Origin of the sequence: Maribacter sp. 1_2014MBL_MicDiv, assembly GCF_001865655.1 — a bacterium.
In the GTDB taxonomy this organism is placed as follows: Bacteria; Bacteroidota; Bacteroidia; order Flavobacteriales; family Flavobacteriaceae; genus Maribacter; species Maribacter dokdonensis.
Genome location: NZ_CP011318.1, coordinates 3719913 through 3739252, shown reverse-complemented (window position 1 = coordinate 3739252; position 19340 = coordinate 3719913). Strand labels below are relative to the sequence as shown.

The window sequence follows — 19340 nt, the reverse complement described above, 5'->3', positions numbered from 1 at the left end:
AATTAGGTTAATCAAACTTTGCCAATACTTGTTTCATTGTTGCCGCACGTTCAGCCACCTGTTCGCCGGTCCAGCTTAGTTTAATGAGACATGATATCGTTCTACCTACCCAAGTATCGGATTTTGAAAAATCAGAATTTGAGTAGTCAGGCAACTGGTTAACAACCTCTTGAGGTAATTTACCTAAAGATCTTTTATAAGTTAAATGCTCCCATTTTTTATAGTAATGCCAATTATTATCAAACCAATAAAAACAAGCATCTACACCAGCTTCACCTAATGCCGTGTGTGCTTTTTTTGCCAATTCCGCAGTTGGTAGAAAGAACGATATAAACGAATAATTTTCTATGCCCCCAACCGGTACTCTTCTAAACTCAATATTTGGCAGAACACTAAGTTCTTCCCTTATTCTTGCATAATGTTTTTCCTGTATGGCCAAGAAATCATCTAAGCGTTCTATTTGAGCGCACCCTACGGCCGCGTTCAATTCAGAAATTCTATAATTATAACCTAAAAAAGGATGTGCTTCAGTACCTCTATTATTTCCTACATGATCGTGACCATGATCTGAGTAATGATCTGCATTGGTTTTATATGTTACATTATTGGTGATAACGGCCCCTCCTTCACCACAGGTAATCGTTTTTACATAATCAAAAGAAAAACAACCCAAATCACCATAACTACCCAAGGGCTTTCCGTCAAAGCTACCTCCTATTGCCTGGCAAGCATCTTCTAACAACAGTAAATCATGTTTATCACCAATAGCTTTTAATGCCTTTAAATCTGCCATAGAACCACACATATGTACCGGCATCACCACCTTTGTTTTCTCGGTTATTGCATTCTCAACGGCAACCGGGTCTAAGGTCAAGGTATCATCCACATCAACTAAAATAGGTACGGCCCCAATAGCCAAAATAGACTCAAAACTAGCCACAAATGTAAAAGTTGGCATAATTACCTCATCTCCCGCTCCAACACCTGCACTAGCCAAGGCAACCGTTAATGCGGCGGTACCACTACTTACCAACTGTGCATAACCTGCATTCATTCGTTTTGTCAGTGCAGCTTCCAGTTCCAAAGCCTTCCAGTGGTTGTTACGCATACCGTCAAAACCATAACGCATTAATACCCCTGAATCCAAAACATCTTGAACTTGACTTTTTTCCTTTTCCCCAAACAACTCAAAACCTGGCATGCTATCTATTTTTTATTGTACTACAAATCTTATTTAAATTATCATCAAAAGCAAAGTTTAGCTTACATCATCTTTAAAAAAATGACCATTGAAAACTATAAAAAGGAAATATTATTTAGTTGCTCCCCTTAAATCCTTTATATCCAAAGGAAACCATTTGCTGAAACCCTTCATCGATTGTCTTTACCGGTAGTTTACAGGTGTTATTTTGACATACATATATAAACGTATCCTCATCAATAAAGCGATCCTTAAACAACGAAATTTCACTTTCTACCTTACTGCCCACCAATATAGTATTGGCAATATAGGTCTTGCTCATTTGCGATAACAATTGTTCAGCATTCTCACCAACTATTACAATTTCATAAAAAGGATATGCTTGCTGCAAAAGCAAAGAGCCCCAGGCACCATAACTAACGGCATGGTTCTCAAAATCTGAAGTTACCAATGCACCCATGGCTTCTGCCTTTTTCAAATAGTCGGTGTTATACTCCAAATGACCAATTTTTAGAAAGTTCTGAGCCATTATGGCATTGGCAGAAGGCACAACACCATCTGAAGTATTAATGATACTAGGAACCAAGTCATTAGCTATATTATAGTAATATAATACCGAATTGCTTTTGTATTTCTGTTCTGCATTTTGCATCAGCTCCTTTGAAAGATCCAAATACTTGGTTTCCATTGTCACTTCAAATAAAGAGAATGCACTCTTTGCTAGAGACGCGAAATCCTCTAAAAACACTTCTCGCTGCTTACTATCTTTCGTATAAGAATGTACCAATTGCCCATTGGTATAATTATTAGCTGTGAGATAATTAAAAACGGAAATAGCCTCGTTTAAATAATTATCATCGCCAAATGCCTTATAAGCTTCTAAATAACCATCAATTAAAAGAGCATTCCATGAGGTCAATATTTTATAATCCTTTTTTGGCTTTGTTCTTTTCTGTCTTGCTTGATTTAGAAGTTTCTTCCATTTTCCAAGTTTTTCATTCAGTTGTTCTTCATTTAATGTATTAGTCTGTAAAAATTCACTTTTTGAAATTTTATTGTTCAATACAAAATTCCCATCTTCCCAAACTTCACCATCTACAATTCCATAATATTGGGCAAAGAGCTCAAAATCATTTTGAAGCAAATCTTGCAATTCATCTTTCTTCCAGATATAATACAAGCCCTCTTCCCCATCGGTATCTGCATCCATAGCGCTAAAGTAGCCACCTTGCTCGTTTCTCATTTCGATATGTAAAAATTTAAAGGTCTCCTCTACTGCCACTTTAAATTCTTCATTACCTGTAAGTTTATACGCCTTAGATAACAGGTTGATTAATTGTGCATTATCATATAACATTTTCTCAAAATGAGGAACTTTCCATATATGATCGGTACTGTATCTAAAAAATCCACCATCCACATGGTCATAAATCCCACCATGTACTACACTGTTCAATGTCTTAAGCACATGATTTTTAGCATTTTCATCTTGTTCTAGCACGGCATAATCTAACAACATTATTAAGTTAGTAGGCAATATAAATTTTTGCTCCCCTTGGTTTCCTCCCCACTCATTATCCCATAAACTAGACCAGCTAGATATACCGTTTTCAATTTTGTTTGGCGATATAGCATTAGCTATTTGATTTGCAGGTTGATCATACACCTCCTGAACACCTTCTGAAAGCATAGTGGCATATTCTTGCATTTTCTCTGGGTTCTTTTCATATTCGGTACTGAATTTTAGAAGAATATTTTTCCAATTCTCCTTTTCATGGTATGTACCCAAAAAAACAGGGCTCCCATTGGGCATAATAATGGCATTCATTGGCCACCCACCAGTACCATTGACCAATTGAAGGGCCGTTTGGTATACCATATCCAAATCTGGCCGTTCTTCACGATCTACCTTAATACTCACAAATTTCTCATTCATTAATTTGGCGACCTCCAAGTCTTCAAAAGACTCCTCCTCCATAACATGACACCAATGACAAGTAGAGTACCCCACGCTTAAGACTACGAGTTTATTTTCATCTGCCGCTTTTTTAAAAGCTTCAGATGACCATGGTTTCCAATTTACAGGATTATGAGCATGTTGCAATAAATAAGGACTGGTCTCCTTTATTAGTTCATTGGTGAATTGGTGATTTTCACTCTCCGTAGTTAAATCCGTGTTTTTATTTTGATTTTTACAAGAACTTAAAACTAGAATACCAACAAAAACAGAAAGTAAGCTATATATCTTCATAAATTTCCAATAATAGTTTCAAAGATATATTTAATTTTTGCCAATTACAGAACAGATAATTTAGTTCATACATTAACATATTAAGGTAATACTTTAATCACAATTTATAAGTTGAAACTCAACTAGCATATAAGGTAAGTGATAGACATTATTATTTTAATCATGCCTATTTAATTATGCATTAATTTTACCTATTAAAATATAAGAAACTGAAACCTTTTAGGTTATAGTAGTAATCTTAATATGGCAAGGAAACATGTTCAATAAAAAGTACACGGTTTTAGGTGAGACAATAGCAAAAGGTAAAGGCGCCCAGTTAAATCTAGATATCGCCAAACTACACACAAGAACAAAGATCGAGGTTCCCGTAATAGTACAGCGCGGAAAAAAAGATGGTCCTACCCTATTGATTACAGGTGGTATTCACGGCAATGAGATCAATGGCGTTGAAATCGTAAGGCAAATAGTCTCCAAAAAATTTAACCGACCAGATTGTGGTATGGTCATATGTATACCGGTAGTCAACATCTTCGGGTTTTTAAACCAGACAAGGCAATTTCCAGATGGTAGGGATCTGAACAGGGTATTTCCCGGCAGCTTAAGAGGGTCTTTAGCCAGTAGGTTTGCATACCATTTGGTAAAAGATATAGCACCTGTTATAGACTATTGTATAGACTACCATACGGGTGGTGATAGCCGTTTTAATGCACCCCAGATTAGAATAGATAGAGATGATGTAGACGGCCTTGCATTGGCAAGAGTATTTGGAGCTGAATTTATAGTGAAGTCCGCCGGAAGGGAAAAATCCTTTCGTGAGACACTGCATCAATTAGACAAAAAAGTGTTGTTGTATGAAGGTGGTAAATCGCTTCAAATAGACAGTGAAATAACGGATACGGGCGTTGTAGGTGCCTTACGGATGATGCATCACTTAGGACTTCGAAATTTTGAAAAAGAATTGGCAGCATATGCACTTAAAGAATCCATACCAAAATTGGTGCATGCCTCTAAATGGATCAGGGCAAAACATTCTGGCATGTTTCACCCAAGTATAAAGGTGGGCGAATCAGTACAAAAAGGAGATGAAATAGGAAGCATATCCGGACCGTTCGGTTACTTTGAGAAAAAAATAAAAGCGAAAGAAACAGGCTATATTATTTGTATAAACGAGTCTCCAATAGTGAACCAAGGTGATGCCATTTTTCACATTGCGCATGATGTAGAATAAATTAAGAAACCCTAAACACATCACCCAAAAAGTTAAAGATCACCTGCAACTAAAAACAGTTATTAAACTGATACTAGGATCATTATGTAACCAGCAAAAAAGTGTATTATTTTATTTTTAGGCGCATCTAAAACTTAACTCAACACCACTTTTCTCTTGTTCAACATATTGCTAAAGCGCATTTCATATGAAGACAAAGCTCCAAAAAATGCAATCACTGCTCATTTAATCATTACTTCTCATATTCTCAACACTTTACGCCAAAAAATACCCCCAATATTTGGAAGTAAATAACATAATTTAAAGTTAAAGATCTCATGAAGTTGAAATACACCAATACATTGATTACATTAGTGTTACGGGTATTTCAAAATCATAATTTGCATGACCGAGATAGAAAAAACATTACAAAATAAAAGTGTCAGACCTACCGCCATGCGCATACTTATCTATAAGTATATGGCCAGCAAAAATACCGCTGTTGCTTTAACAGATATTGAGAATGCTTTTGATAAAGCGGAGCGTACTACACTCTACCGTACTTTAAAAACTTTTGAAGAAAAAGGACTGGTACATCAAATTGATGATGGCACTAATATCTCAAAATTTGCGCTTTGCGAACCCGGGTGTAATTGTGAAATTGATCAAGATCTTCACCTACATTTTCACTGTGGCAATTGTGACAAAACCGTTTGTTTGACCGAACATAAAATTCCCCATATAAATCTGCCCCAAGGATACGTAGCCGAAGATGCCAATTTGGTCATTAAGGGCGTATGCGATTCTTGCAGCCAGCACTAAATGCACTTCTGTTGCACTGATGTTTTGTCCACCTTTGCGGTGTTATGAAAAAGAACCCAATAAAAGAGACTGCAACTAAAGCCCCTCAAAGTTCATGCGGACATTGTTGCAGTAACGAACATACAACAGAAAGCACTGGCAAAGTTTCAAATTTCAACCTATACCTGCCTGCCATCATCAGTTTTTTGATGTTACTTATTGGTATTGCCATTGACTATTTCAACATATTACCATTTTTCAACAACTATATACGCCTAGCGTGGTACATTATAGCATATATACCCGTTGGTTTCCCCGTCATTAAAGAAGGCTGGAAAAGCATTAAAAACGGAAACTTTTTTACCGAATTCTTTTTAATGGGAATTGCAACTATTGGTGCGTTTGCCATAGGCGAATATCCTGAAGGTGTTGCGGTAATGGTCTTTTATGCAGTTGGTGAACTCTTTCAAGGTGCCGCCGTAAAACGTGCAAAAGGCAATATTAAAGCTTTACTTGATCTACGACCGGATCACGCCTTGGTTTTCCGTAATCATAGCTATATTTCAGTAGCACCGGAGCTAGTGGAAATTGGAGAAAAAATACAAGTTAGAGCTGGAGAAAAAGTACCATTGGACGGACAGTTAATTTCTGATAAAGGAACATTCAATACTGCGGCACTTACCGGTGAAAGCAAACCAAGGTCCCTAAAAAAGGGAGCTCCTATCTATGCAGGAAGCATCAATACATCTGGCGTTATAGAAATTACCACTACCAAAACATACAAAGACAGCTCTATTGCCCGTATTTTAGACATGGTACAAAATGCAACGGAGAGAAAATCAAAGACAGAACTGTTCATTAGAAAATTTGCAAAAGTTTACACCCCCATAGTAACATACCTTGCCATTGCACTGACCTTTCTACCCTACTTTTTTGTAGAAAACTATGTGTTTCAAGATTGGCTATACAGAGCTTTGATATTCCTTGTTATATCTTGCCCATGTGCTTTGGTAATTTCTATTCCCCTAGGATATTTTGGCGGACTGGGCGCAGCTTCCAGGAACGGAATTTTGTTTAAGGGAGCTTCATTTCTAGACACCATGACCAAAGTGAACACGGTAGCTTTGGACAAAACAGGCACATTGACCAAAGGGGTTTTCAAAATAAAGGATCTTGTTAAAGATCAGATCTTTACCGAAAGCGAATTCATGAACTACTTGATCGCCATAGAATCTCAATCTACACATCCTATTGCGAAGGCAATTTTAGAATATGAATTAAATACACAACCCTATAAAGCAACAGAAGTAACCGAAATTGCAGGCAAGGGTTTAAAAGGGTTGGTCAAATCCAAAACTGTGCTTGTGGGCAACAAGGCCCTTATGAACGACCACCACATTAGCATACCAAAAGAAACGGAAACTGTTGTTGAATCTATAGTTATGATGGCAATAGACGGAAAATTTGCCGGCTACGTAACTATAGCCGATGAAATAAAAGAGGATGCCTTACTGGCTATTGCGAATATGCGTAAGGCGGGTATTCAAAAAACTATCATGTTATCCGGTGATAAAGATTCCATAACCCAAAAAGTAGCACAAGAACTAGGGTTGGATTGGGCAAAGGGCGGACTGCTACCCGAAGATAAATTGGCGGAAGTGGAGAAATTAAAAAATGAAGCAGGGACCAAGGTGGCATTTGTGGGTGACGGAATCAATGATGCTCCTGTACTGGCCATTAGTGACGTAGGTATTGCCATGGGCGGATTAGGAAGTGATGTTGCCATTGAAACTGCTGATGTTATTATACAGAACGATCAGCCTACAAAAATTGCCACAGCAATTAAAATAGGGAAATCTACCCGCAAAATCGTATGGCAGAATATTGCCTTGGCCTTTGGAATAAAAATTATTGTTCTTGCTATGGGTGCAGGTGGCATGGCTACCATGTGGGAAGCCGTTTTTGCCGATGTTGGTGTTGCCCTACTAGCTATTTTGAATGCAGTGCGTTTGCAAAAGATGCAATGGAATTAATTTTCACTACGAAATAAAAATATATTGAGTAATCTGTATAACAGTAGCCAGTATATTTAACATCAGTAACAATCCGTTTTCAACTGATCGCTTTGCTCAAAGGCTTCAAATGTAATTTGTTGGTTTCCTTCAAGAATTTTTTCAATTACATCAAGTACATCATGCTGCATTGCCAAAGATCCGCAGAGCATTATGGTACCTTTTTCATTTATGGTCTGCAAGACCAATTCCCTTTGCTCAAGAACGGCATCTTGAATATACTGTCTTTGTCCTTCTCTAGAATATGTAGCAAACAGGTTAAAATTCTTTAAGCCTGACCGACTTTTTTGTAATATATCATCATAAAGCGATTGCGAAGCCCTTGTACGCCCTCCCCAGAACAGTGTGGTATTCTGAGCTGTATCTTCAGAGATCATTCCTAAGAACGGAGCTATTCCGGTACCATTTGAGATGAAAATTGAATTTTTAGCATTTTTAGGTAAATGAAAATGCGGATTCACGTCTATAGCAGCTTTAAAAAATTGACCCGTTACCAACCCATATAGAAAATTAGAGCCTCTGCCCAACTCATGTTTTTTTATACTTAATAAAATATAATCATCCACCCTAGCGATGGAATACTGACGAACCATCTCATCATTATTAGGGAAAATTGCCAGTAAATCCCCAGATGTAAAATCAATTTTAGATGCTGGTCGTAATCGCAATAAAAAAGTATCGTCTACATTTAAATCCGTTCGCTCCACAACCTCAAAGTCCACTTTTTTATATTTCTTCTTATGGATCAACGGTCTCTCTACGGGAATAGTAAAACCAACTTTATTGGAGAATTGAATCAACCAAAGTTCAAAAGATTCAAAATCTGCCTGATTAATTTTAAACAGCGGCAATTGTCTTTCAAAATTATCATCTGCATAGATTTGCTGATCCACATCTATGGCATATTTACAGTAATCAGGATAATCCAAAGACCCAAATCCCACTACAAAATATGCTATAGTATTTGGCTGCACTACCGTTGAAAAGATCGCAGGGAATTTACGGGCATTGGTAGGCGGCTCACCTTCTCCATAGGTAGATGTAAACACAATGATATTTTTAGCTTTCGCATAGGCGCTATATTTGTTAAGCTCCGTTAAATAGACCTTCTTCCCTACTTGTGTTAATCCGTTATAAAATCGCTGTGCAAAATCGAACGCCGTACCACTTTCAGAACCTACTAAAATCACATACTCGCATTCATCCTTATCGGGCATTTGCGAAACTCCTTTAGCTTTCTTTCTCCGTTTTAAAGTCATCACGAAACCTGAGTACATAAAAAACAAAATAGACGCACTGGCCAATAACAGGATAACGGACCATATTACATTACCCTCACCGGTATGCAATACCAAACTTAATCTTGATGCTAAGGTCACAAACGGATAATCTCCTTTACTAACAATCTCGCCTGTTAGCTGATGTACCTCAACTTCCTTATCCTGTAAAGCAATGAGATAGTATTCTTCCGGGTCATCTGAAAAAGGAAATTCTACCTGGCGTATTTCTGCCAAGGTAGTTTCTTTAAAAAAGGGAATATCTACAATGTTTTCGTATTTCTGAGCTGAATTACTTACCGATACCTCAACCTGATCAAACGTTGTTTTCGGCAATAAATTAAATTTTTCCGCAGATAAATACACCCCGGTAAAAGCAAGAATTATGATGGGTATAAAAAACCATCTGCTCAATACTACGTGGTACTTTAGCTCAAAGTAATCTTTCTGGACTTTTGTAAATAATTTTAAAAATCCGCCTTGGCGCTTAGCCAATAAAACCAATCCGGTAACAGCAATAATCAATAATAGTAATGAAATTAGACCAACAAAGAACCTACCTATACTCTTTAAAAAAAGGGAACGGTGTACATTAGTTGCAAATGTATATACATAGGGCCGCTCCTCTACTTCACCAAGCTGTTCTCCAGTAAATGGATCTATATACACATCCAAGGTTTCCATCTCCATGGTCAATACGGAAGCTTTTACAAAGCCAGATGATTCCACTTCTAAACCCAACACCTCATCATATGAATCTTTAAGAGCAGTAATGGTCGTTGCCAACGGAACTTGATCTAAATCCGCCACGGCATAACCTTTGGTTTGGTGCGAAATAGGCTCTACGGCAAGTATAATACCCGTAATAGTAGCCACCACCAAAAATAGAGATGAAATTAAGGCAAGTGTAAGATGACTATACCGCCAAATAGAAATGGTCATAAGTAGGAAGGTAGTTTTATAACAGTATCTAATTTAAAAAATTCCAGAATGGCGGTTTAGCGCCAATCTGGAAATGTGATTGTAAAAAAAGCAAACAAGTAAAAAAATAAATGAACGCAGTCAACATGTTTTTATGAGCAAATAACATTATTGTACTTGACTGCGCCCAAAATATGATTCATCTTTTATAAGGTCATTTATTGCGGCAACATACGTACATACCTAATAAAACCTTTACCTTCAACTTTTGTCTTTAAATTTTCGGTCGTTAAAGGAAATTGAATATCATCTGCATAATACCCTTGGTCTTCTACAGAAGTTTCAAAACGAAGGTTGTAACCCTGATCAATTTTATCATTAGGTATCTGTAACACGTTCAAGGCGCGCTCTCCACCGCTAATAGTTTCTCCAGAAATGGCATCTATATTTGGACGGTGTTTTCCGTAAAATTTCCACCATTCGGTAATTTCACTATACCACTCACTATCTTTGCCCTGCACATATAAAGTTTCTACATACTCATTATCGGCATCCACGATAGACACTATTAAGTACGCACCCTCACCTGTATAATTGGTCAACTGAATAAGGCACTTTACGGCAGTTTTGTCCACTACGGTAAAAGCGGATAATAATGATCCTACCAAAACTACGGCCGGTATAAATTTTAAAAATCTTTTCATTTTAATACTATTGGTTCTTTATTTCATTGATAAGCTAAGCGACACCTAACTTATTGCTTTAAAAAGTTTAACGATGTATTGCCTTTTTGCAACATTTCATTTTCACTAGCCAGGTCATAAACCGTTTCTTCAAAATCTGTTTTGCTATTGGCATCCGCACCTTTGGCGATCAAAAACTTTAACAATTTATCGTTTTCCGCTTTCATGGCCGCAACGTGCAAAGCAGTCATACCCTCATCGTTTTTGGCATTTACATCGATATTGAAATCTGCTATCTTTTTCATGAGCTGCAAATCGTTCTTTTTGGCTGCAACGTGGTATAAGGTATTACCCTCACCTTGTACGGTATTGAATTTTAACCCTTTTGCTTTCAACAAAGCCAGTTTAGCATCAAAAGCCTTCGCATTTCTTTTACTGTAAGAATCCGTAAGAAAATAAGCCGCAGTATTACCGGTAGCATCTTTAGCATTGATATCCGCACCTTTTTCAATTAAAAATGCAACTACATCAGCTTTGTTATCATGAGCGGCTAGCATTAAAGCTGTTTCACCATCGTTATTGGCCGTATTGATATCCTTAACATCTTTGGCCAATAATTGAACAACGGCCAAATCATTTCTAGCGGCAGCATTCAAGAAAGGAGTGTTTCCTTCTTCATCCGCTTGATTTACATCTGCACCAGCCTCTAAGAACAGATTAAAAATAGCAGCATCTTTATTACCAAAAGCTAAACGGTGCATTGGGGTACTACCATTTTTTTCAACAATATTAGGTTCCAATCCTAGACCTTTTAAATACGTATAGACCGGTAGACCATTGCTAAATCCGCGACCTCCTTGAGATGCGAACATAAAGGCATTACCACCATTATTGTTCAATGTTTTGTAATCTACCCCTTTGCTTATCAATAATTTCAAGAAATCTATATTCCCCTTTTTGGTAGCGTAGTTAAAAATACCGTTGCCGTCATCATCCTTACTATCAAGAGCCAAACCCTTGTTTAAAAAGAAATTCAGCTCCTCTTCAGATTTCAATGATGGTGCCGCCAATAATAGCACATTGGCACCATGCTCATTTTGCTCCTCTTTAAGGTTCACCCCTTTTGCTTCAAAAGCCTCATATATTTTAGGATTTGTTAGTCCCGCATTGGCTCCAAAGGCAAGTGGTGTATACCTGTGACTATCCAATGCAGTTACAGAAGCACCGTTATCCAATAGATATTGAACCAATTCGGCATCACCGGCATACGTTGCCCAGTGTAAATAAATACGGCTATCATGGGTTTTCTTATCCACTTCATTACCCTTTAGGGACAATAAATATTTAACCACCTCAGTATCTGCCTTGCTGGTTATGGCCAGTGTAGTAGCATCAAAAGAATTGCTGTCCTTTGCTATTGGATCGCTACCCTCTGCTATTTTTTGCTTTACAGTGGCAATACTTGGGCTACTCTTCCAAAATGTACGATCTAAAAGTTCATTCTTTTGCTGGGCAATACCCGTAAAGCTTATGAACAAAAATGCGGTCAGTGTTAATTGTTTTATGGTTTTCATGTCCTTATTGTTTAACGAATGATTCTATTACTTCTTCTATTTCATCTTTTTGATCATATTCATCATCAAAAAGGTATTTGTACAAAACTTTATTATCTACTTTTTCCTCTAAAGAAAGGTCTATGTTCCTACCATAAACATCATCCCATTTTGTACGTACCAAAGCCCATTTATCTTCATTGGATTTCCACCAGGCTGCGGCAGCGGCACATCTACTATCATCAACCTTTACATAAGTGTTATACCCTTTTTCCTGAGCTAATATGACATCTTCTTTGCCGGGTTCACGTATAACCTTTGTATTATCTTGATCGTGCAACCAACCGTAATCCGTAACCTCATGGCGATTTCCACGAACGGTTAAATTATAGTCGCTTCTTGTAGTGTACTCACGTCTTGGTAACGGGGCATCTGAAGTATTTTCCCAAAAGCTTTTACCATCCACATGCACCCATGTAGATGAGCCTTCATACCTAGGGCTATCATCTACTTGATATACTTTTTGGGTCCATTGCCCTTTTACCTTATCTGATGGCAATTTTTTGAATGTCCATGTATTATCGGTATTATAAGAATATAGGTCTGTATTTTGATACAGCCAATCTTGCCTCCAATGCTTTACAATATGCGGGTCTGCAGGGTTACCTACCTGCAACAGGTGCTGAATGGATATTTTATCATCTTCATCCGTCACCAGTTCTGCCCACTCTAAGCCCTTATCCACTTTTGTTTTAGAAGGCTTATACAAAGAATCCGTACTATGGTTAAATGTTTCGGCAAAGTTGAAGGTTACTTCAAAACAACCGCACATACTTTTTATAGCTTCACGGTCATCGTTCTTTTTCGCCTTTTGGGCAATTGTACTAGCAGATACTACTAATGCCATTATGGTAGGTAATACTGTTTTCATTTTACAAGTGTATTATTTTTTGATGTTCGTTGACAAAAATAACTATTTTAATTTATTCTAAATAAGAATTGTTTATATATTTACATCCTTATCAAGAATAAGTCTAAATAAATATAATGCGATTTCGACTAGCGACCTTACTACTACTTTTAGGTACACATATTATAGTAGCGCAAAGCCAAGTGCCCAGCGTTACAGATTCTATTTTATCACAAGAATTAGATGAAGTCATAGTGACCGCCACAAGAACTGCCCGTCAATTATCATCGCTTCCCCTACCCGTTACCTTGGTAGGTAAAAAACAGATTATAAAATCCGGTACCGTTCGCCTTAATGAAATACTGAACGAACAAACAGGCATTATAACGGTTACCGATGAAAGTGGATTTCAAGGGGTACAAATACAAGGCATTGCATCGGACTATATTCTTATCCTTATAGATGGAGTTCCATTGGTGGGGCGTAGTGCCGGAAATTTCGATTTAAGCAGACTTACCGTAGGTAATATTAAACAGATTGAAGTAGTTAAAGGTCCGTCAAGCAGCTTATATGGATCTGAGGCATTGGGCGGTGTCATCAATATCATCACCGAAAAACCAGAAAAGCAGGATTTTAGCGGAAATGCATCCTACCGCATCGGTAGCTTTTCCCAACAAGATATGAACCTTGACCTTAAGCAGGGTTTTAAAAAATTTCGGTATGGATTTTTCGCCAATCGTTTCTCATCCAACGGTTATGACCTAAATGAAGATGTGGAGGGCCAAACCGTTAACCCGTATACCAACTACACCCTAAACGGTAGGTTGTATTATGATATCAACGATAAACTTTCTCTCTTTACCTCTGGACGATTCTACGATCAGGTACAAGATGCCGGATTTACCGTGGATAGCATTCAATATGAGGGTGATACCAAAGAACGTGAATGGAACGCACATGCCAGACTGGACCACAAATGGACCCCGGCGCTCAACATGGCTTATGAACTGTACTATACCAATTACGTTGCTACCGAATTATTGGCAGACCCTATTTCTACCGATGTTTTGAGCGATAGTGATTTTGATCAAAAATTACTGAGGCCAGAGGTACGTGGTAGCTATACCTTTAATATTGAAAACGAAAACAGAACCGGGTTCCAAAACGGGACTTTAACCGCAGGAGCGGGATTACAGTTAGATGAGCTGGACAGGACTTATTTTGAAGAAAAAGTGAATTTCACTTCTCAATACCTTTATGCCCAGTATGATTTTGACCCTTTGGAAAAACTGAATGTTATTGCCGGAGCGCGCTTTGACAATCACTCTGAATACAACAACCAATTTAGTCCCAAGTTGGCATTACGCTACCAATTAAATCCAAATCTGGCTATTAAGGGATCTGTGGGTTATGGTTTTAAAGCGCCCGATTTTAGACAGTTGTATTTTGACTTCACCAATTCCGCGGTGGGCTATACCGTACTAGGTTATAATGTAGCCTTAGATAAATTACAAGAATTAGAAGAACAAGACCAAATCTTAGATGTGGTGGTCACAGAAGACGAATTGAGCCAACCGTTGGAAGCAGAAAGTTCTATTGGCTACAACTTAGGCCTAACCCTAAAACATGGTGTTGGCAATACAGAAGTAAATTTCTTTAGAAACGATTTTAAAAACCTAATAGATACCAGAATCATTGCCCGCAAGACCAATGGACAAAACGTGTTCAGTTATATGAATTTTGATGAAATATACACTACGGGTTTTGAAATCAACTCCGCCTACAAACTCACGGATAATTTAAATATAAGTGCCGGATACCAATTACTTTATGCCTTTGATAAACAGAGAAGACAAGACGTAAAAAACGATCAAGTATTTGTACGCGATGCCAATACCGGGCAATCTGTTGCCCTGACCACCTCTGATTATTTTGGCTTGGTCAACCGTTCTAGGCACAATGCCAATTTTAAATTCTACTATGATATACCCTCTGCCAAAACCCATGTAAACTTGCGAGTACTCTACCGTAGTAAGTATGCACAATATGACACCAATGGCAACGGACTCATAGATAATTTCGATACCAGTTTTATAGATGGTTTTGTTACCCTAAATGCCGCGGTAAGCAAAATATTCTATACAGATTTTACACTTCAGGTTGGCGCAAACAACCTATTGGATTATACGGATAACAATATCCCGACAATGCCGGGCATACAAGCATTCATTAAATTAAATTATCAATTCTAACCCACCTGGCAACAGGTTTTAATTACAATTACCATGACAAAGAACATTTTAGCAGTAGCATTTTTAGCAATGGCATTCACCTCTTGCAGCAGCGATGATGACAGCACACCTACGGATCCGGTACAGACGGAGACCGTTAGCAATTTATATGCACCACAAACCGGAGGCCAAGGAGCACCTGTTGGTGGTGAGTTCACCAAATTTGATTTTGAGACCGGTGTCATTACTACCAGTGATACTGCATGGGACATTGCCTTTAGGGGCACCACGATCGCCGTTAATGGCGGTACCTTGACCGGCACTGAAGATGAACCGGAAAGAAACGGTAATGTTGGCGTAGCCGAAGTAACCGGCACCTTGGCAAGTGTAACCACAGCAGAAGGACTTACTTTTGAGCAAGATGCAGATGCTTCTTTTGCCATTGCAACAGGTAGTGATAATGGTTGGTACAACTACGCAGGAGACCCAACACATTTAATTACACCTATACCAGGTAAAGTATTTGTATTTAGAACTACCGAAGGTAATTTTGCCAAAGTAGAGTTTATAAGTTATTATGAAGATGCGCCATCTGAACCAAATGCTTTTGAAGATGCTACACCGTACTATACCTTTAATTATGTTTACAACCCTAACGAAGGCGATACTTCTTTAGAATAGTCTTATTTTTAGAGCATAATAGTCAGTAACATATGGGCAACTTTGGGGTTGCCCTTTTTTGTTTTCATTAAACCAATAATTACTGGTTCATATAATCTTGCCATTGTACAATAACATACTTTGTTACACCATTTTTAGTCGCTTTTAAAAACCCAAAATCATAACAAAAAAGGTAAACATCATTTTTTTGATTCTTCCAGTAGTGGGTAAAAAATTTGGGATTAAAACCTTCCTCTAAAAGAACACTCTTTCTAATAGTTGTAAATCCAGACTTATTATAGCGTTTTAGTATTTTTCTGTTTCTCTTCAGTTGTTTATCCACCGAAAAATAAAAGGTATTCTCTTTCTGACTTTTTTCATATTGATGTATGGACTTACATTTAACTGAGCAGAAAATTTTATCCGTTCTACCTATCACTTCATTATTACATTCTGGACAAACTCTTTTCATGCTTATAACTTAATCGAATATTATACGAATAATATACGCATAAAAGTTGATTAATTGATTTATTTAGTATTACACTTGACATGATGAACACACCAAAATCCATTACGTTACATCATCTAATGATCAAAAATCAGAAGATGATCGGCATACAATTTACTCAGGACAAACTTTTACAGAATCTGATCAAGGGGCTTCCCGAACCTAGGTGGAGCACTAAGTACCACATGGTCTATATTCTAAATACAACGAAAAACCTTGGTATTATTTTCAATACTTTTAAAGGAGTCGTATGGATCAACTATAACAAATTTTTAAGTAATAGACCTGTCAACACCCATAATGAAGTAGTAGATGTATAATGGTTCAGGGAAAGGAAACTACCTGAAGGCTATAGGGTTTGTCCAGAGGAATACCTGTTAAAACTTGAGCTTAAAAGATATGCCAACAGCACCGTAAAAACGTATGTCAACTTTTTTGAAATGTTCATTAATCATTTTAAAGATAGAGATATTACAACCTTGAACGAAAGTGACGTGAGGTCATATCTACAGAGGTTAATACATAGAAACCTATCCAACTCCTATTTAAATCAGACCATAAATGCCATAAAATTCTATTATGAGACCGTTCTTGGCATGCCCAACCGTTTTTACGACATTGAAAGACCAAGGAAGGAACATAAGCTACCTACCGTAATTTCAAAAGAGGAGGTCATTGCCATGCTGAATTGTACAACAAACCTAAAGCATAAATGCATTTTAGCCTTGCTCTACAGTGCCGGTTTACGTAGAAGTGAACTTTTAAACCTTAGGGTCAAGGATATAGATAGTAAACGAATGCTGGTTTCTATAAAAGGCGCCAAAGGCAATAAAGACCGGGTAAGTCTATTGTCCGAAACAGTTCTACAAGATTTACGGCTCTATTTTAAAGAATGGCATCCTAAAGATTTTTTGTTTGAAGGCCGTAAAGGCGGTAACTACAGTGCAGCAAGTGTAATACAGATTGTAAAGCAAGCTGCCCATAAAGCAGGAATTTTACAAAATGTTACTCCACATACCCTTAGGCATAGTTTTGCAACACATTTGTTAGAATCTAACGTAGACCTTAGACAAATACAAGTATTATTAGGTCATGGTTCTAGTAAGACAACAGAAATATACACCCATGTAGCCACTAATACTTTTAAGACAATAAAAAATCCATTAGATTAGTATGCACAAAGTAGATATATGTGCAATTGTGCACATATACAATTGTTGTGCTTCATTATCAGAAACCGCTAACCAATGATAAAATTCTTTAGAAAAATTAGACAAAAACTACTTTCTGAAAACAAATTCGGAAAATACCTGACTTACGCCATTGGAGAAATAGTTCTGGTTGTTATTGGAATTTTAATTGCGCTACAGATTAACAATTGGAATGAGGAACACAAAGCAAATCTAAAAGAATTAACCATTTTAAAAAGCCTCGAAAAGGAATTTAATTCTAACAAGGCACAATTAAATAGTAAAATTGAACATAGAAATACCATTATTAAAAATTGCAGGCGATTATTAGACTTTTATAATAAGCCAGAATTAGTAGAGCGAGATAGTATTATGTACTATTTAAGTAGTATTGTGCCAACTACTTTTGACCCAGTACAAAATGACTTTGTAAACTCTGGAACTCTTGAAATTCTAAAAAACGAAGAGCTTAAGCAATTATTAATTAATTGGAGTACAGATGTTATTCAACTTCAAGAAGTTGAGCAGATGTTTCTGAGATATGCAGAGCAAGACATAATTTCCTATACCACTGAATTAGGCTTAAGACGGGATTTACAATACTATTTTTGGAATCATGCAAATAGAAGTATGTTGGAGTCAAATAAAGTATCTAATCTGGTATCAAAAAAGACCATACTAAAAACTCTTACAAAAGACGATTTGATGGCCAACTCAAGATTGGAAGGTTCTATTGCACAATCACTTGTTTACAACATGTTTAATAATCAAGAATCTGAAACTTTAATGAAAAGGATAGATACTATTATTCAAATTTTGAATTCTGAAATTGAAAAATAACGAAAGCACAACAATGGCTATAAGTAATTGCTTGTCCTCGCCTACTTCTGAAAATCCTCTCGGATTTTCAGTTTGGTGTGTACTTGCAAAAGTTAGTGCTAACCCACGCAACTACTCATAGCCGAGACCGTTGTACATCATACCCAAGCAACGTTCTGAACAAAAGAAATTTCAAAATGAATCACCAAATTTTTGAACCGCAAGAGAATTTAAAAGAATGGGTTAAATGTTATTGGACATTAGAAATTCCTAAAGAAAAAACACCAAAAAAAAATACCATCGTACCAGATGGCTGTATTAAAATGATTTTTCATTATGGAGATAAATACAAAAACTATAATGATAAAGGTGAAAGTGAATTTGTACCAAGATGCTTAGTGGTTGGGCAATTAACTAAACCTTTTTTGGTAGAGCCAACAGGTAAAACTGCAACTTTCTTTGTTTGCTTTCACCCTAATGGTTATTTACCGTTTGCAACAATTCCGATAAAAGAAATGGAAAACAAAGTAATTTCTTTCGAAAAGTTATTTGGTAAGAAAGGACTAGAAATAGGACAGAAAATACTAAAAGCAAATTCAACTTCTGAAAGAATAGACCTTATTGAAACCTTTCTATTTAAAAAATTGGCGAATGCTAAAACCATTGACGAAATAGTAAAATCGACAGTTGAAACAATTTTAACAGCCAATGGGCAATTCTCGGTAAATAAATTATCAGAGGAAAATAATATTAATCGAAGACAATTAACTCGTAAATTTTCATCAACAATAGGCTTAAGCCCTAAACAACTTTCCAAAACTATAAGAATTCAAAATACATTAAAAACATTATTAACAGAAGAAGTTAAAAGCCTAACCGATTTAGCTTACGAGAACGAATACTTTGACCAAGCCCATTTTATAAAAGACTTTAAAGAGTTTACAGGACTTACACCTAAAGAATTTTATGGAAATGATTTAAAGATGTCTTTAATTTTTGATAGCAAAGAGTAGGCTTGTCCCATTTTTACAATTTTATATTTTAAAGTCATAG

16 protein-coding genes are annotated in these 19340 nt (G+C 36.9%); 9 read left to right on the top strand and 7 right to left on the bottom strand.

What is annotated here, in order from left to right:
• Nucleotides 1-7 precede the first annotated feature (7 nt).
• On the bottom strand, nucleotides 8-1201 hold the full coding sequence (locus tag YQ22_RS15680; RefSeq protein WP_071341940.1) for a DegT/DnrJ/EryC1/StrS family aminotransferase: 1194 nt from the start codon (nucleotides 1199-1201) through the stop codon (nucleotides 8-10).
• Between the two features lie 115 nt (nucleotides 1202-1316).
• Nucleotides 1317-3452 carry a thioredoxin domain-containing protein gene (locus tag YQ22_RS15675; RefSeq protein ID WP_071341939.1) on the bottom strand — a complete coding sequence of 712 codons (2136 nt, stop codon included), beginning with the start codon at nucleotides 3450-3452 and terminating at the stop codon, nucleotides 1317-1319.
• Between the two features lie 256 nt (nucleotides 3453-3708).
• On the opposite strand from YQ22_RS15675, the gene YQ22_RS15670 reads away from it, so the two are divergent.
• The 3 genes from YQ22_RS15670 to YQ22_RS15660 all read left to right on the top strand — a co-directional run bounded on the left by YQ22_RS15670 (nucleotide 3709) and on the right by YQ22_RS15660 (nucleotide 7493).
• Nucleotides 3709-4680 (top strand): succinylglutamate desuccinylase/aspartoacylase family protein, encoded by a 972-nt coding sequence (locus tag YQ22_RS15670; RefSeq protein WP_071341938.1) that lies wholly within the window; start codon nucleotides 3709-3711, stop codon nucleotides 4678-4680.
• 384 nt (nucleotides 4681-5064) lie between these two features.
• On the top strand, nucleotides 5065-5481 hold the full coding sequence (locus tag YQ22_RS15665) for a Fur family transcriptional regulator (RefSeq protein ID WP_071341937.1): 417 nt from the start codon (nucleotides 5065-5067) through the stop codon (nucleotides 5479-5481).
• Nucleotides 5482-5525: 44 nt separating this feature from the next.
• Nucleotides 5526-7493, top strand: coding sequence for a heavy metal translocating P-type ATPase (locus YQ22_RS15660; RefSeq protein ID WP_071341936.1), 1968 nt, complete (start codon nucleotides 5526-5528; stop codon nucleotides 7491-7493).
• Nucleotides 7494-7555: 62 nt separating this feature from the next.
• On the opposite strand, the gene YQ22_RS15655 is transcribed toward YQ22_RS15660, so the two are convergent.
• The 4 genes from YQ22_RS15655 to YQ22_RS15640 form a co-directional block, all read right to left on the bottom strand.
• Nucleotides 7556-9751 (bottom strand): PepSY domain-containing protein, encoded by a 2196-nt coding sequence (locus YQ22_RS15655; RefSeq protein WP_071341935.1) that lies wholly within the window; start codon nucleotides 9749-9751, stop codon nucleotides 7556-7558.
• 197 nt (nucleotides 9752-9948) lie between these two features.
• On the bottom strand, nucleotides 9949-10434 hold the full coding sequence (locus YQ22_RS15650; protein ID WP_091605074.1) for a DUF2271 domain-containing protein: 486 nt from the start codon (nucleotides 10432-10434) through the stop codon (nucleotides 9949-9951).
• A gap of 50 nt (nucleotides 10435-10484) precedes the next feature.
• A complete protein-coding gene (locus YQ22_RS15645; RefSeq protein WP_071341934.1) occupies nucleotides 10485-11987 on the bottom strand; it encodes an ankyrin repeat domain-containing protein in 1503 nt (500 codons plus the stop codon).
• 4 nt (nucleotides 11988-11991) lie between these two features.
• A complete protein-coding gene (locus YQ22_RS15640) occupies nucleotides 11992-12897 on the bottom strand; it encodes a DUF6607 family protein (RefSeq protein WP_071341933.1) in 906 nt (301 codons plus the stop codon).
• Nucleotides 12898-13013: 116 nt separating this feature from the next.
• On the opposite strand from YQ22_RS15640, the gene YQ22_RS15635 reads away from it, so the two are divergent.
• Both YQ22_RS15635 and YQ22_RS15630 read left to right on the top strand, forming a co-directional pair.
• A complete protein-coding gene (locus YQ22_RS15635; protein ID WP_071341932.1) occupies nucleotides 13014-15128 on the top strand; it encodes a TonB-dependent receptor plug domain-containing protein in 2115 nt (704 codons plus the stop codon).
• 33 nt (nucleotides 15129-15161) lie between these two features.
• Nucleotides 15162-15788 carry an HmuY family protein gene (locus YQ22_RS15630; RefSeq protein ID WP_071341931.1) on the top strand — a complete coding sequence of 209 codons (627 nt, stop codon included), beginning with the start codon at nucleotides 15162-15164 and terminating at the stop codon, nucleotides 15786-15788.
• A gap of 79 nt (nucleotides 15789-15867) precedes the next feature.
• Here YQ22_RS15630 and YQ22_RS15625 read toward each other — a convergent pair whose 3' ends face one another.
• Nucleotides 15868-16239 (bottom strand): hypothetical protein, encoded by a 372-nt coding sequence (locus YQ22_RS15625; RefSeq protein ID WP_071341930.1) that lies wholly within the window; start codon nucleotides 16237-16239, stop codon nucleotides 15868-15870.
• 80 nt (nucleotides 16240-16319) lie between these two features.
• On the opposite strand from YQ22_RS15625, the gene YQ22_RS19420 reads away from it, so the two are divergent.
• The 4 genes from YQ22_RS19420 (at nucleotide 16320) to YQ22_RS15610 (ending at nucleotide 19300) form a co-directional block, all read left to right on the top strand.
• On the top strand, nucleotides 16320-16598 hold the full coding sequence (locus YQ22_RS19420) for a hypothetical protein (RefSeq protein ID WP_335626096.1): 279 nt from the start codon (nucleotides 16320-16322) through the stop codon (nucleotides 16596-16598).
• Between the two features lie 54 nt (nucleotides 16599-16652).
• A complete protein-coding gene (xerA, locus tag YQ22_RS15620; protein WP_335627008.1) occupies nucleotides 16653-17450 on the top strand; it encodes a site-specific tyrosine recombinase/integron integrase in 798 nt (265 codons plus the stop codon).
• A gap of 75 nt (nucleotides 17451-17525) precedes the next feature.
• Nucleotides 17526-18308 (top strand): DUF6090 family protein, encoded by a 783-nt coding sequence (locus YQ22_RS15615; RefSeq protein WP_071341929.1) that lies wholly within the window; start codon nucleotides 17526-17528, stop codon nucleotides 18306-18308.
• Nucleotides 18309-18484: 176 nt separating this feature from the next.
• Nucleotides 18485-19300 (top strand): helix-turn-helix transcriptional regulator, encoded by an 816-nt coding sequence (locus YQ22_RS15610; protein WP_071341928.1) that lies wholly within the window; start codon nucleotides 18485-18487, stop codon nucleotides 19298-19300.
• Nucleotides 19301-19340: the final 40 nt, after the last annotated feature.

What these genes read in the sequence shown, in the direction of transcription:
- YQ22_RS15675 (WP_071341939.1), bottom strand. Translation starts at nt 3,452, where the DNA reads ATGAAGATATATAGCTTACTTTCTGTTTTTGTTGGTATTCTAGTTTTA.
- YQ22_RS19420 (WP_335626096.1), top strand. Translation starts at nt 16,320, where the DNA reads ATGATGAACACACCAAAATCCATTACGTTACATCATCTAATGATCAAA.
- YQ22_RS15630 (WP_071341931.1), top strand. Translation starts at nt 15,162, where the DNA reads ATGACAAAGAACATTTTAGCAGTAGCATTTTTAGCAATGGCATTCACC.
- YQ22_RS15660 (WP_071341936.1), top strand. Translation starts at nt 5,526, where the DNA reads ATGAAAAAGAACCCAATAAAAGAGACTGCAACTAAAGCCCCTCAAAGT.
- YQ22_RS15655 (WP_071341935.1), bottom strand. Translation starts at nt 9,751, where the DNA reads ATGACCATTTCTATTTGGCGGTATAGTCATCTTACACTTGCCTTAATT.
- YQ22_RS15625 (WP_071341930.1), bottom strand. Translation starts at nt 16,239, where the DNA reads ATGAAAAGAGTTTGTCCAGAATGTAATAATGAAGTGATAGGTAGAACG.
- YQ22_RS15645 (WP_071341934.1), bottom strand. Translation starts at nt 11,987, where the DNA reads ATGAAAACCATAAAACAATTAACACTGACCGCATTTTTGTTCATAAGC.
- YQ22_RS15640 (WP_071341933.1), bottom strand. Translation starts at nt 12,897, where the DNA reads ATGAAAACAGTATTACCTACCATAATGGCATTAGTAGTATCTGCTAGT.
- YQ22_RS15610 (WP_071341928.1), top strand. Translation starts at nt 18,485, where the DNA reads ATGAATCACCAAATTTTTGAACCGCAAGAGAATTTAAAAGAATGGGTT.
- YQ22_RS15615 (WP_071341929.1), top strand. Translation starts at nt 17,526, where the DNA reads ATGATAAAATTCTTTAGAAAAATTAGACAAAAACTACTTTCTGAAAAC.
- YQ22_RS15670 (WP_071341938.1), top strand. Translation starts at nt 3,709, where the DNA reads ATGTTCAATAAAAAGTACACGGTTTTAGGTGAGACAATAGCAAAAGGT.
- YQ22_RS15680 (WP_071341940.1), bottom strand. Translation starts at nt 1,201, where the DNA reads ATGCCAGGTTTTGAGTTGTTTGGGGAAAAGGAAAAAAGTCAAGTTCAA.
- YQ22_RS15665 (WP_071341937.1), top strand. Translation starts at nt 5,065, where the DNA reads ATGACCGAGATAGAAAAAACATTACAAAATAAAAGTGTCAGACCTACC.
- YQ22_RS15635 (WP_071341932.1), top strand. Translation starts at nt 13,014, where the DNA reads ATGCGATTTCGACTAGCGACCTTACTACTACTTTTAGGTACACATATT.
- YQ22_RS15650 (WP_091605074.1), bottom strand. Translation starts at nt 10,434, where the DNA reads ATGAAAAGATTTTTAAAATTTATACCGGCCGTAGTTTTGGTAGGATCA.